This is a genomic window from Chryseobacterium ginsengisoli, from assembly GCF_039542325.1.
Taxonomy (GTDB): Bacteria; Bacteroidota; Bacteroidia; order Flavobacteriales; family Weeksellaceae; genus Chryseobacterium; species Chryseobacterium ginsengisoli.
Genome location: NZ_BAABHX010000004.1, coordinates 47897 through 61722, shown reverse-complemented (window position 1 = coordinate 61722; position 13826 = coordinate 47897). Strand labels below are relative to the sequence as shown.

12 protein-coding genes are annotated in these 13826 nt (G+C 35.1%); 10 read left to right on the top strand and 2 right to left on the bottom strand.

All coding sequences use genetic code 11. From position 1 onward, the window contains the following. The 10 genes from ABD940_RS13530 to ABD940_RS13485 all read left to right on the top strand — a co-directional run bounded on the left by ABD940_RS13530 (position 1) and on the right by ABD940_RS13485 (position 11736). Positions 1-882, top strand: a complete 882-nt coding sequence (locus tag ABD940_RS13530; RefSeq protein WP_345204892.1) for a hypothetical protein — start codon at positions 1-3, stop codon at positions 880-882. A 42-nt stretch (positions 883-924) separates the two neighbouring features. Then, on the top strand, positions 925-1923 hold the full coding sequence (locus ABD940_RS13525) for an NADH-quinone oxidoreductase subunit G (protein WP_345204889.1): 999 nt from the start codon (positions 925-927) through the stop codon (positions 1921-1923). 93 nt (positions 1924-2016) lie between these two features. After that, positions 2017-3081, top strand: coding sequence for an NADH-quinone oxidoreductase subunit NuoH (nuoH, locus tag ABD940_RS13520; RefSeq protein WP_345204887.1), 1065 nt, complete (start codon positions 2017-2019; stop codon positions 3079-3081). A 58-nt stretch (positions 3082-3139) separates the two neighbouring features. After that, positions 3140-3697 (top strand): NuoI/complex I 23 kDa subunit family protein, encoded by a 558-nt coding sequence (locus ABD940_RS13515; RefSeq protein WP_345204884.1) that lies wholly within the window; start codon positions 3140-3142, stop codon positions 3695-3697. Continuing rightward, positions 3697-4194: an NADH-quinone oxidoreductase subunit J family protein gene (locus ABD940_RS13510; RefSeq protein ID WP_345204882.1), complete on the top strand. Its 498-nt coding sequence runs from the start codon at positions 3697-3699 to the stop codon at positions 4192-4194. The genes ABD940_RS13515 and ABD940_RS13510 overlap by 1 nt, the downstream gene beginning before the upstream one ends. 4 nt (positions 4195-4198) lie before the next feature. Beyond that, positions 4199-4528 carry an NADH-quinone oxidoreductase subunit NuoK gene (nuoK, locus tag ABD940_RS13505; protein WP_062652978.1) on the top strand — a complete coding sequence of 110 codons (330 nt, stop codon included), beginning with the start codon at positions 4199-4201 and terminating at the stop codon, positions 4526-4528. A 2-nt stretch (positions 4529-4530) separates the two neighbouring features. Further along, positions 4531-6444 carry an NADH-quinone oxidoreductase subunit L gene (gene nuoL / locus ABD940_RS13500; protein ID WP_345204878.1) on the top strand — a complete coding sequence of 638 codons (1914 nt, stop codon included), beginning with the start codon at positions 4531-4533 and terminating at the stop codon, positions 6442-6444. Then, positions 6444-7937 carry a complex I subunit 4 family protein gene (locus tag ABD940_RS13495; protein WP_345204875.1) on the top strand — a complete coding sequence of 498 codons (1494 nt, stop codon included), beginning with the start codon at positions 6444-6446 and terminating at the stop codon, positions 7935-7937. Before nuoL ends, ABD940_RS13495 begins: the two co-directional genes overlap by 1 nt. Before the next feature lie 16 nt (positions 7938-7953). Beyond that, positions 7954-9339, top strand: a complete 1386-nt coding sequence (locus ABD940_RS13490) for an NADH-quinone oxidoreductase subunit N (protein WP_345204873.1) — start codon at positions 7954-7956, stop codon at positions 9337-9339. Between the two features lie 75 nt (positions 9340-9414). Then, positions 9415-11736, top strand: coding sequence for a GAF domain-containing protein (locus ABD940_RS13485; RefSeq protein WP_345204870.1), 2322 nt, complete (start codon positions 9415-9417; stop codon positions 11734-11736). Here the strand turns inward: ABD940_RS13485 and ABD940_RS13480 are convergent. Both ABD940_RS13480 and ABD940_RS13475 read right to left on the bottom strand, forming a co-directional pair. After that, complete coding sequence (locus tag ABD940_RS13480) at positions 11721-12635, bottom strand: bestrophin family protein (RefSeq protein ID WP_345204867.1); 915 nt, start codon at positions 12633-12635, stop codon at positions 11721-11723. The two genes, ABD940_RS13485 and ABD940_RS13480, sit on opposite strands and share 16 nt — an antisense overlap. 11 nt (positions 12636-12646) lie before the next feature. Then, positions 12647-13825: a Pycsar system effector family protein gene (locus ABD940_RS13475; RefSeq protein ID WP_345204865.1), complete on the bottom strand. Its 1179-nt coding sequence runs from the start codon at positions 13823-13825 to the stop codon at positions 12647-12649. Position 13826 lies beyond the last annotated feature (1 nt).

Genomic DNA, 13826 nt, shown 5'->3' with positions numbered 1-13826 from the left:
ATGAAAAAATTATTGGCAGTAGGTCTAATGATTTCTGGCTTTGCTTTTGGACAAGTAAAAAAAGATACATTAGAAAAAGAATATAAATTGGAGGTTGCTCCATATAAAGCTGAAAAGAAAGTAAAACCTTTACCTTTAAGCAAAAAAGGACAGGTCTTCGTTTTCTACGGTTGGAACAGAGGAGCTTACAGTAATTCTGATATTCATTTTACCGGAAACGGGTATGATTTTCAGTTGAATAATGTATCTGCAAGAGATAAGCCTACAAGCTTTGGAATCGTATATTTTGATCCAAGCTGGTTTACCGTAACACAGTATAATTTCAGATTGGGATATTTTATTAAAGATAATTTAGCTCTAGTTTTAGGAATTGATCACATGAAATATGTAATGAAACAAAACCAGACGGTTGATTTTTCAGGATATATTTCAGATCCTAAATATGCAGGAATGGTTCAGAATGGACAGGTCAATTTAGCCGATGAGCAATTTTTGACTTTTGAACATACAGACGGACTTAATTATGAAAACTTAGGTCTTGAAAAATACAAAAATCTTATTCATAAGAAAAATATAGATTTAGTATGGTCTTATGGAGCCGGAATCGGAGTAATGTTCCCAAAAAGTAATATCAAACTTTTTGGAAATGAAAGAAGCGACCGTTTTCACGTTGCAGGTATGGGAACCGATCTTAGATCTAGTTTAAACATGGTTTTTTGGAAAAACTGGATGATAAGAGCAGAGGTAAAAGCAGGCTATATTAACATGTGGGATATTAAAACTACATTGAATAATAAACCTGATAAAGCTCGTCAGGATTTTGTTTTTGGACAGGTCCTTGCAGGAATCGGATATACATTTAACACGAAGAAGTATAATTAAAATATAGCTTAACGCCTAAAAGCATAAGCGAAAGCATAGAATATGAGCGAAGAGGTTAAAAAATTCACAATAACTATAGACGGACAGACTACTGAAGTTTTGCCAGGTACTTCTATTTTGGAGGCTGCAAGACAAATTGGTGGAAAATCTGTTCCTCCTGCAATGTGCTACTACAGCAAATTGGAAACCAGTGGAGGAAGATGTAGAACTTGCTTAGTAGAAGTTTCTAAAGGGTCTGAAGCAGATCCTCGCCCTATGCCAAAATTAGTTGCAAGTTGCAGAACTAATGTGATGGACGGAATGGAAGTAAAAAATCTTACTTCCGATAAAGCTCAGGAAGGTAGAAAAGCTGTGACTGAGTTTTTGTTGGTTAATCACCCATTAGATTGTCCTGTTTGTGATCAGGCTGGAGAATGTCATCTTCAGGATTTGGGCTATGAGCATGGAAATCTTCAGACAAGAACTGAGTTTGAAAGAAATACTTATGAAGCAGACGATCTAGGTCCTCACATTAAATTGAATATGAATCGTTGTATTCTTTGTGCAAGATGCGTATTAGCTGCAAACCAATTAACTGGGGAAAGAGAGCACGGAATTTTGTTCAGAGGAGATCACGCTGAAATTTCTACTTATTTAAATAAAGCTTTAGATAATGATTTCATCGGAAACGTAATTGACGTTTGTCCGGTTGGAGCATTAACAGACAGAACTTCTCGTTTTGCAAGCAGAGTTTGGTTCACAAAACCAATGAATGCTTCTTGTAAATGTGATAAATGTTCAGGAAAAGCTACGGTTTGGATGAAAGGTGATGAAGTTTCAAGAGTTACAGCCAGAAAAGATCAGTGGGGAGAGGTTGAAGAGTTCATCTGTGATACTTGCCGTTTTGAAAGAAAATCATTGTCAGACTGGAATATCGAAGGTCCTAGACACATCGACAGACATTCAGTTATTTCATTGAATCACTACGAAAAACCAAAGGATGAGTTAAGAGTTTTAGACAATCCGATGGCTAAAGAAATCAGTGAAAAAGACGAAAAATAAATTTAATAAGACATCAGATTTCAGACATTAGATAACAGTCTTTTTGTGATTCTAATTTCTAACTTCTAATATCTAACATCTATAAAAATAAAAATGGATTTACTTACATTTAAACTTATACTTGTACTAGCGCTTTTCTTGCTTTCGTTAACGATCGCAGCCTACTCTACTTGGGCAGAAAGAAAAGTTGCCTCTATCATGCAGGATAGAATTGGTCCCAACAGAGCCGGACCTTTCGGATTACTGCAACCTCTTGCTGACGGTGGAAAGTTTTTCTTTAAAGAAGATTTTACACCTGCCAATGCAGAAAAATTCCTTTTCGTATTGGGACCGGCATTGGTAATGTTTATTTCATTAATCACAGGAGCGGTTATTCCTTGGGGTAAAAGTTTAAATTTTGGTGGAGTTTCTTACGATTTACAGGTTGCAAACATTGATGTTGGTGTACTTTTCATTATCGGAATGGCTTCAATCGGTGTTTACGGAATCATGATCGGAGGTTGGGCTTCGAACAACAAATATTCATTATTAGGTGCAATTCGTGCTTCTTCTCAGATGATTTCTTACGAATTGGCAATGGGTTTAGCTTTACTTTCTATCATTATGATGACAGGAAGTTTAGATTTAAAACAGATCACTGAAAGCCAGACAACTGGAAAATTATGGGGAGTTATTCCTTGGATTTCTGGTATGAACTGGAATATTTTCTATCAGCCAATTGCTTTCTTAGTATTTTTTGTAGCAGCTTTAGCAGAAACAAACAGACACCCTTTCGATTTACCCGAGTGTGAATCTGAATTGGTAACAGGATATTCTACAGAATACTCATCCATGAAGTTAGGTTTATATATGTTCGGTGAATACGTGAACATGTTTATTTCTAATGCTTTCATGGTAGTTCTTTTCTTCGGTGGTTACAACTACCCTGGAATCGAATGGGTAACTCAACATTGGGGTGAAAATACTGCAGGAATTTTGAGTATCGTAGCATTCTTAACTAAAACGGTGATCGGAATTTTGATCTTCATGTGGATCAGATGGACGCTTCCAAGATTTAGATATGACCAATTAATGCATTTAGGTTGGAAAACTTTAATTCCAATGGCATTGGTAAACTTATTAATTACAGGTGCTGTAATTTTAGCGTTTGCAAACTAAGAGATAAGAATATATTTTTAAATGCTGAATAGAAGTTCAGCCTAAAAAATTAAAATAAATGAAACTTACGAACAGATCAAAAGTTGTTTCTAATAAAGAAATGACCCTTGCTGAAAAAATCTACTTACCTGCGATTTTTACAGGAATGGGGATTACATTTAAGCATGCTGTAAGAACCGTGATGAAAGGTGCTCCCGCAGTATATTCGTATCCGGAAGTACAGAAACCAAGAGCAGAAATCTGGAGAGGTCAGCACGTTTTGAAAAGAGACGAGGAAGGCAGAGAAAGATGTACCGCTTGCGGACTTTGTGCGGTAGCGTGTCCTGCAGAAGCAATTACAATGACTGCTGCCGAAAGAACTAAGGAAGAAAGAGATCTTTACAGAGAAGAAAAATACGCTTCAGTATATGAAATTAATATGCTAAGATGTATTTTCTGTGGTATGTGTGAGGAGGCTTGTCCGAAATCTGCGATCTATCTTACTGACAGACTGGTAGATGTGGAAACCAACAGAGGTTCTTTCATCTATGGAAAAGATAAATTGGTTGAAAAAATAAATCAAAGGATTGATATCACTGAAAGACAATCCGAGAAACAAAAAAATGCGGTAAAATAATGGATCAGTTTTTATTTTTCTTGGTGGCGTTTTTAGCAGTAGCAAGTGCGGTGTATTTCGTATTTGCGAGAAATCCTTTATATGCTATTTTGTCATTAATTGTTACGATGTTTTCTATTGCAGGTATGTACATCCTTCTGAATGCACAATTCCTTGCGATTATTCAGATTATTGTTTACGCCGGAGCGATCATGGTATTATTCCTTTATATCCTGATGATGCTTAACCTTAATAAACAAGACGAAAGTAAGAAGAGTAATACTTTAAAAATTACTGGAGTTCTTACAGCTTGTCTTTTATTAATTGGAGTTTTAGGTGTATTCAGAGGAGTTCAGCAAAACCATGTGGTGGTTGAAAATGTAGACAAAGGCGTTGGTCTTACTAAAAATCTGGGTAGACTTTTGTTTAATGAATATGTTTTACCGTTTGAGCTTGCATCCATCCTTATTTTGGCAGGTATTGTAGGTGCGGTATTAATCGGTAAAAAAGATTTATAAAATTATGGGAGAAGTAAATACATTTATACAAAGCATCCCTCTGAATTATTTCATCATTCTTTCTTCTGTATTATTCAGTTTAGGAGTGTTGGGCGTATTGTTGAGAAAAAATGCTATTGTTATTTTGGGTTGTGTTGAGCTTATGCTAAATTCTACGAACCTTTTATTGGCTGCATTTTCTGCGTACAAAGGTAACGGAGACGGACAACTTTTAGTTTTCTTCATTATGGTGGTTGCAGCTGCGGAAGTAGCGGTAGGTTTGGCAATTATTGCTATGCTTTATAGAAATACCCGTTCTGTTGATGTAAGTATATTTAATAAATTAAGAGGATAAGAATGGAGAATTTAATATATGCAATAATACTTTTACCACTTTTAGGTTTTCTTATTAACGGTTTATTCGGAAAAAATCTTCCAAAGATTGTTGTTGGTAGTTTGGCTACAGCAATGGTTTTTGCGTCTTTTTGTATTGCAGTAAGTATTTTCATGAATTTTGATTCTGAAAGTCCTGCTGTAGTTGTAAAAGCTTTTGAATGGTTTAGAGTAAACGGAGTTCAGATCAATTTTGGTTTCCAGATCGATCAGTTATCATTAATGATGATCATGATTATTACAGGAATCGGTTCTTTGATTCACCTGTACTCTATCGGATATATGAGTCATGATAAAGGTTTCTATAAGTTTTTCACTTATTTAAATCTGTTTATCTTCTCAATGTTACTATTAGTAATGGGAAGTAACTACCTTATCTTATTCATCGGATGGGAAGGTGTAGGTCTTTGTTCTTATTTACTTATTGGATTCTGGTATACAAACGAAGAATACGGTAAAGCAGCAAGAAAAGCTTTCATCATGAACAGAATCGGTGACCTTGCGTTATTGATTGGAATTTTCATGATCGCTTCTCAGACAAATGCTTTAGATTATATGACGGTAAAAGAAAATGCCGGAAAATTTGAATTAGACGGAAGCGTAATTATCTTTATTACAGCGAGTTTATTTATCGGTGCAACTGGAAAATCTGCTCAGGTTCCTTTATATACTTGGTTACCGGATGCGATGGCTGGTCCGACTCCTGTTTCTGCGTTAATTCACGCGGCAACGATGGTTACTGCGGGTATTTATTTAGTTGTACGATCAAACTTCTTATTTACTTTAGCACCAACAGTTCAGGGAGGAATTTTATTCATCGGATTCTTGACTGCAGCTTTGGCTGGATTCTACGCACTACGTCAGAACGATATCAAAAAAGTATTGGCATACTCTACAGTTTCACAGCTTGGATTTATGTTCATTGCTTTAGGTCTTGGAGCTTATACAACAGCAATGTTCCACGTAATGACACATGCATTCTTCAAAGCATTATTGTTCTTGGGAGCAGGTTCTGTAATCCACGCTATGAGCAACGAGCAGGATATGCGTTTTATGGGAGGTTTGAAAAAATACATTCCAATTACTCACGCTACTTTCCTTATCGGAACATTGGCTATTTCAGGATTCCCTTTATTATCAGGGATGATTTCTAAAGACGAAATTTTAGTAGCAGCTTTCGCTAAAAATCCAATTTATTGGGTATTCTTATTCATTTTAGCGGCTATTACTGCAACATATATGTTCAGATTGTACTATTTAACTTTCCACGGAGAGTTCAGAGGTACTGAAGATCAAAAACACCACTTACATGAAAGCCCGTCTAATATGACGTTACCATTGATCGTATTGGCTATTTTTTCTGTTTTAGGTGGTTTAATTAACCTTCCTCACTTTATCGGTCACGGTCATTATGCAAAATTAATGGAGTGGTTAAAGCCAGTTCTTACTGAGGAAAGCTTTAAACAAATGGAAGCTACTCTTTCGGGAGTTCCGTTTGGTACTGAAATGATTCTTTTAGGAGCAACTGTTTTGATGTTCTTCTGCGTTTGGTTTATTGTTAAAAATACTTATGTCAATAAGAAAAAACAAGCATTACCGGAGGCACAATACACAGGATGGGAAAAATTGTCTGCTAAAAAATTATATATTGACGAACTTTACAATGCATTAATTGTAAAAACTGTTGAAGGATTAGGACGAGGAGGAAAGATGTTTGATAAAGGTATTCTTGATCGTTTCGTGGACTTTGTAGGTGAAGGTGCTGAAGATAGCGGAAAAGCTATGAAACGTATCCAGAACGGAAATGTTGAGAATTACATTCTTATCATGTCTTTAGCTGTGGGAATTATACTGATTGTTAACTTTATATTACAATAATGTCTGGTTTATTATTAACATTATTACTATTACCTCTAGTAGGTTCGGGATTAGTTTTTGCCTGGAAAAACAATTCCAGCAAATATTTGGCACTGGGAATTGCATTGGTTCAGATGCTTGTAACATTCTACATTGCGGCGGATTTTAATTTTACGCCAACTGTGGACAGCGTGTTGCAACATGAGATCAACTACCCTTGGTCACAATTTATGAAGAGTTCTCTTCACTTCGGTATCGATGGGATGAGTTTGCTTCTTTTGTTGTTGACTAATATTTTAGCGCCAATCATTATTTTATCTTCTTTTAATGAAAATGTAAGCTACAGAAATACTTTCTACGGTTTGATTTTGCTGATGCAATTCGGTCTTGTAGGAGTTTTCACGTCGCTGGACGGATTATTGTTCTACATTTTCTGGGAAGTAACTTTGATTCCGATTTGGTTTATTGCCGGACTTTGGGGTCAGGAAAATAAAAGATTTGAATTCACTACGAAATTCTTCGTATATACATTCGTTGGGTCATTATTCATGTTAGCTGGTTTGATTTATGTTTACAATCATTCTGCATCTTTTGCGCTGACAGATTTATATAATGCTCAATTAAACGAAACACAACAGACAGTGGTATTCTGGTTTATTTTCTTTGCTTTTGCAGTGAAATTACCGGTATTCCCTTTCCATACTTGGCAACCGGACACATATACTTATTCGCCAACGCAAGGATCGATGCTTTTATCTGGTATCATGCTTAAAATGGCGATTTATGGAGTTATGCGTTATTTATTACCGATCACTCCCCTTCCGATTGCAGGAATTTCGGGACAGATTGTAATAATTTTAGCGATTGTAGGAATTGTTCACGGAGCATTAATTGCGATCATCCAGACAGATATGAAGAGAATCATTGCGTATTCTTCTTTCTCTCACGTTGGATTGATGGTTGCTGGTATTTTTGCTTCTGCAGTAATTACTTTAAGAGGAAATTTCAACATCGAAGGTGCTGAAGGAGCTTTGGTACAGACTTTCGCTCACGGTATCAACGTGGCAGGTCTTTTCTACTGTTGTGATATTTTATACAAGAGATTTAAATCAAGAGACATCAGACAGATGGGAGGTTTGGCGAAAGTTGCTCCTAAGTTTGCCGTGTTGTTCCTGATTATTATATTAGGATCAATGGGAGTTCCATTGACTAATGGATTCATCGGAGAATTTATCCTGTTGAAATCAGTGTATGATTTTAACGGATTGGCAGCGGTAATCGCTGGTCTTACGGTAATTCTTTGTGCTGTATACTTATTGAGATTCTACGGAAAAGCAATGTTCGGACAAGGTGATGATGCGGTTTTAAGTACAGCAAAAGATTTATCTGCAGTAGAATTCTCGGTATTGGCAAGTTTAGCGGTTTTTGTGATTGTACTTGGTATTTTCCCACAGCCGATAATCGAAATGGTGAATAGTTCGTTGAAGTTTATCTACCAATCAATGGTAAGTTAATTTGATATTTTAAAAAATGAGTGTTTTAATTATTGTTTTCCTAACGGCAGTTGTTGCGTTATTTTCAGGAGTTTTTGAACAAGGGAAATTCGCAAGGTACATTGGGATTTTGGGATTAATCATCGCATTATACGTAAGTTTCATGCCGGAATGTGCTTTCTTCGAAAAGTACAGACACATGTATGATTATACTGCAAATACTGCTTTATTTACTAAAATATCAATCGTAACGACATTATTACTATTCTTTCTGGGAGGTTTTGCGTTCAGCAATCACAGAAGCCACCAGTCAGAATTATACGCATTGATGCTTTTTGCATTGTGTGGTGGAATTATCCTTTTCGGATACCAGAATTTAGTTACACTATTCTTAGGCGTTGAAATCCTTTCTATTCCTTTATATGTAATGGCAGGAGCTAATAAAACTGACTTGAGGTCAAACGAAGCTTCAATCAAATATTTCTTGATGGGTGCATTTGCGACAGGTTTCTTACTTTTCGGTATCGCATTTATCTACGGAAGTGTTGGAAGTTTCGATTTATATAAAATTCAGGATTTCGGAGTTTCAAACCCTAAAGATACCATGTTCATTCTAGGAGTTTTACTGATCCTTTGTGCATTGGCATTCAAAGTTGCATTGGCACCATTCCACATGTGGAGCCCAGATGTTTATTATGGAGCGCCTTCATTAATAACAGCTTTCATGGCGAGTGTTGTAAAAATCTCAGGATTTTTCGCATTATTCAGATTAATGACCATCGGATTCGGAGGTGTTACAGAAGAATGGATCAATGTTTTCGGAGTACTTTTAATTATCACATTGCTTTTGGCAAACGTTATGGGACTTGCTCAGACGAACGCAAAAAGAATGTTGGCATACTCTTCAGTTTCTCACGCAGGATACATCGGTTTGGTTTTCTTCGGAATGACGAGCCTTTCTACTTATAATTTAGCATTCTATTTATTTGCATACGCTTTATCAACAGTAGGAGTTTTCATGTGTCTGATTTATGTTGAAAAACTGAAAAGAGAAACTTCTTTCGGAGCTTTCAAAGGATTGGCAAAAACAGAACCTTTATTAGCAACAGTTGCGGCAATCTCTATGCTTTCAATGGCGGGAGTTCCTTTAACAGCAGGTTTCATGGGGAAATTTGCTTTATTCTCTCAGGCAATGAATTCTAAGCACGGAGTTTTCTTAGTGTTAGTTGCGGTTTTAGGTTCTGCAGTTTCAATTGCGTATTACTTAAGATTAATTATTTCAATGTTCTTCTTTAAAGAAAGTACATTCAAATCTTCAGAAAAGGTAACGGTTACTTACAATATCGTTGGAGTATTCGTTATCGCTTCAGTGGTTGTTTTGGGAGTTTTCCCTGACTTATTTGCGAAACTATTCGGACTGTAAAAAGTCACAATAAAAATATTAAACCACAACATTGATGTTGTGGTTTTTTTATAACTTTACTCTAAATTTCAGCTTTTGTCAAATCTTTACAAAAAAGACGCTCCATTTCAGGTTTACATTTCGTTCAAAAAGTATTTGGATGTGTTAGAACATATCCGTTACAACGATCGTTTGGAGTATCGGGTAAATTATGCTGAATCTTTAATTGAAAAAACGAAAAATTTCCAAGAGCTTAGAGACGGTTTTCAGGATACTTGTTTATTAGAAAAAAATGAAGAACTCATCAAGCTTTTATTGGCAGACCTCTTTCCTACCGGACTGACTCATAACGAAATAAAAGCCGCAAGTATTCCCCTTTCCAATATTACATTCAATTATACTGAAAGATTTAAAGATATTCTAAAAGATGCCGGAAAAGATTTTGAGATTGAGCTTAGAAATATCGACGACGACGAATTTTATGTATTTTGCTGTTGTTTGATTTTACAAAGTTATTTTAAAAGAGACATAAAAAGTACCATTCCTTTTTACTATGATATTCCGAATAAACAGGGGATCATGAAACATTATAAAATTTCGGTAAATGCAGATTTTACTGAAGTTTTTCCTACGGAAGAAGCAAAAATTCCTTCTGATGAAGTCTTAGATGTATTGCTGGAAAATCTTGATGATTTCAAGCTTTGGAAAAAATATTTTCCTTCACAATCATGGATCTTAAAAGGTTTTTCAATTGTTTCTTTGGTTGATTGTACCTCAGAAGTGGCTCTTTCCGATCTTAAATCCAGTATGATTCAGATTGATCCGGAAAATTTAAAGCCGGATGAAAATCTTGTTGAAATTTTTAAATCATATTTTGATGTTGCCGAACTTAATTTCGGATTAATGCTTTTCAACAAAAAAGATCAGAGGCTTGATAAACTTCCGATTTACGAAAATCTTTTTACCAACCATATTCTGGATTTCTGGATTAATGCTTTTGACGAAGAAACCAGAAAAAATACCTTTAATAATTTAAATCATAATTCAAAACCGATTGTTGTTTCCAACATCGAAAATTTGGATCATGAAATAAAATCATTGCCATCATTCCGAATTTTAAGGGATAATAAAATCAACAGTTTCATGGTCATTCCGATCATGAAAGACAATGAATTACTGGCGATTATGGAATTCACTTCTCCTATTGCCAATAGTTTTAACGGTTTAAAGCTCAAAAAAATGGAGTTTTTCTCGGATATGATTTTATTTTCTTTAAATCGGTTCAGTTTCGAAAAAAATTATCAGATCGAAGCTATTATTCAGCGGGAATATACAACCATTCACGACAGCGTTGTCTGGAAATTCAGAAATGAAGCCGAGAAATATTTTAATGCTTCACTCGGAAAAAAAATATATACCTTAAAACAGATTTCATTTAAAAACCTTACGCCACTTTTTGGTTTTTCGGATATCCGTTCGTCTTCGGATAAACGCTATAATTTGATGCTTGAAGACCTCAACCAACAGATTGATTGTCTTCACGGTATTTTTTCATTGATTAATTCAGATTCGGAAAAATATTTATTAGCCCTGGATGTTTTTGAAAATGAACTGAACAACGAAATTAAAGCTGACAGTGAACAACGTTTTCAAAGATTATTGAGAGAAGAAATTCACCCGTTTTTACAGGCTAAACTGGAAGTGAAATCATCCAGCGAAATAAAGGCAAAAATTAAAGATTATTTTGTACAGGTCTTCACCCAGAATGATCTTTTTTATGCCAACAGAAAAAACTTAGACGATTCTATAACACTATTAAACAGAAAATTAGCAGATTTATTAGATGAAGGTCAGATAAAAGCTCAACAGATTTTCCCGCATTATTATGAAAGATTTAAATCTGACGGTGTTGAACACAATTTATATACAGGGCAAAACATCGCGCCTGAACTTCATTATCATTCAAAAGTTGTTCATAAACTGAGATATTGGCAACTGAAAACGATCTGTAATATGGAACGTGAATTTCAGATTTTCAAAAAAGATCTTCCGATTTCACTTGATATTGCTTCATTGATTTTTGTTTATAATGAAAAAATAGACATCCGTTTCCGAATGGATGAAAAACGTTTTGACGTAGACGGAGCATTCAATTCTTACTATGAAATTATTAAAAAACGTTTGGATAAAGCTCATGTGAAAGATTCGACGGACAGAATTACGTGTCCTGGGAAAATTACGATCGTTTATTTCGGAATGGAAAACCAAAGAGAATATCTGGATTACATCAACAGATTACAGAAAAAAGGAATTCTCCAAAATGATACAGAATTTCTGAAAGTTGAAGATCTACAGGGAATTACAGGACTTCTTGCATTAAGGGTTTCGATAGCTCATGAAGATCAGTCTATGAAATAAGAATCCGGTTTTTTCAGTTCGCCTTGCGGAATTTGCGCCTGTTCAAATATTGAAAATTCTATGGTTCTGCAAATACTGTTTAAAGCCAGATCATTTTCTTCTTCACCAAAAGGTTCTCCAATTTCCTGAATAATGGCATCCAAAGCAATAAAAGTATAACTGATGAGAACCACTATCAAGGGCATCATCCAATCCAGCATATCAACTAAACCAAAAGGCAGCCAAAAACAGTAAAAATAAACAGTTCGATGCAGTAAAACACTGTAGGCAAAGGGTAAAGGTGTGTTATGAATTCTCTCGCAGCCTCCGGAAATATTCGAAAACTGGTTTAACTGATGATCCAACTGCGTTAAAACAATTGTATCAATATTCCCTTTTCTGTTTTGCTCTTTGATCCAATCTGCAATAAATCCCAAAATGATACTGGAAATAAATTTTTTATCTCTCAATTCTTCAACCTGTTCGGGAGACAGCAATCGGGAAAGATGTTCTGTACCAGATTTTTCTCTTAACTGATAATTTAATGACCAGCCAAATGCAGAAATTAATTTTACAATTTTTTGTTTTTCTTCAAGAGAAGGTCCGTCAACAAAAGAGAGAATCTGCCTCGTCAAAGATCTTGTTTCAATCACCAATGATCCCCAAAGTTTTCTTCCTTCCCAATAGCGGTCATAGCTTGCGGAATTACAAAATCCCATAAAAATTGCAAGAGCAAGACCGATCAGCGTAAAAATCGTAGGATTAAGATGAACTTTATAATCGAATATTTTTCCTTTAAAAAAGTAAATAGCCAAAGAAAACAACGTAATGATACTGAGCTGAACAACAATTTTCTTCAATACAGAGCCTCTCCATATGAAAAGCATTTTCAGCCAGTTGGTACGCTGTCTTACAATCATTTTAGTTTAAATTAAAGTGAAAGAAAAGCATATCCGAAAGATAATACCGAAATTATAATTCCAGCCATGAAAATCTGATAGGTTATCGACAAAAGCCTGTATTTTCTGTCCAAAACTTTTCCCAGATAATATAAATCTTTCACCATAGAATCATAAATATAATCACGGTCTTTGATTAAAATATTCATTGCGCTATGATAATCATCAAACATCATTCTATTGAAATTTCCAAAGAACAAAAGATTTACTTTTCTGTCGGCAACATCCTGTAAACTGAATTTTGCCTTTGTAACATTTGGCTTTGTAGATAAAATGGCAAAAATGATCGTTAAAACAGCCGATAACAACAGAATAAAACTCGGAATAATCAAATGTGAGTTTTTCGGAGTATCTAGCTTCGGAACCAAAACGGAAAGACAAACCGAAATGATAATCGCATTTACAGAAAGTAAAATATTGGCTTTGCTGTCTGCAATATCGCTTAATCTTGTATGATTACTCAACGTCACTCTGAACAAAGTATCGACACTTCTGTCGGATTTCGGTTCTTTTTCTTTCTTATTTTCTGAATTATCTTTTTTACTTTCTTTCTTATCGTCGTCTTTTTCCAGCTTTTTCTCGATTTTTTTGATATTTTTCTCCTTTAAAGGTTGCCAAGCTTGTTTTGCATAATCTGTGTAAAATTTATGCTTATTTTTCAGCATTTCAAGATTTCCGGCATTCCATTCATCGTTGGAGAAACATCTTACATTGGTCAGCTCCCACTCTTTTCTCAAAGCATCAGAAATATCATTGTAATCGTGACTTGCAAAATGGCTGCAGTCTGCATCTTTTACGATCTGTTCCAAAAGATTCTGAGGTTCGTAAGTAATTTTTGTTGCCAAAATCAATTTTGAAACGTCCTCAATATAATTTTCAGGGTAATTTTCTTTCTGTAAAAAATCTTTCACAATCTTTACTCCCTCCTCTTCATGATTTTTGGCACATTCTATGTATCCAGTATCGTGAAACCAAAGAGCCAACAGCACCTTTTCCTGATCTTCTCCGGAAACGGGTGTGTTCCTCATTATTTCTTCGGCTTTATTTACCGTAAATGTAGTATGTATAAAATTATGATAAAAATATACCGAAGATAACTTATCTTTGAATAAGGTTTCAACATAATCTTTGGCTTTTTGTAAAATGTCCATC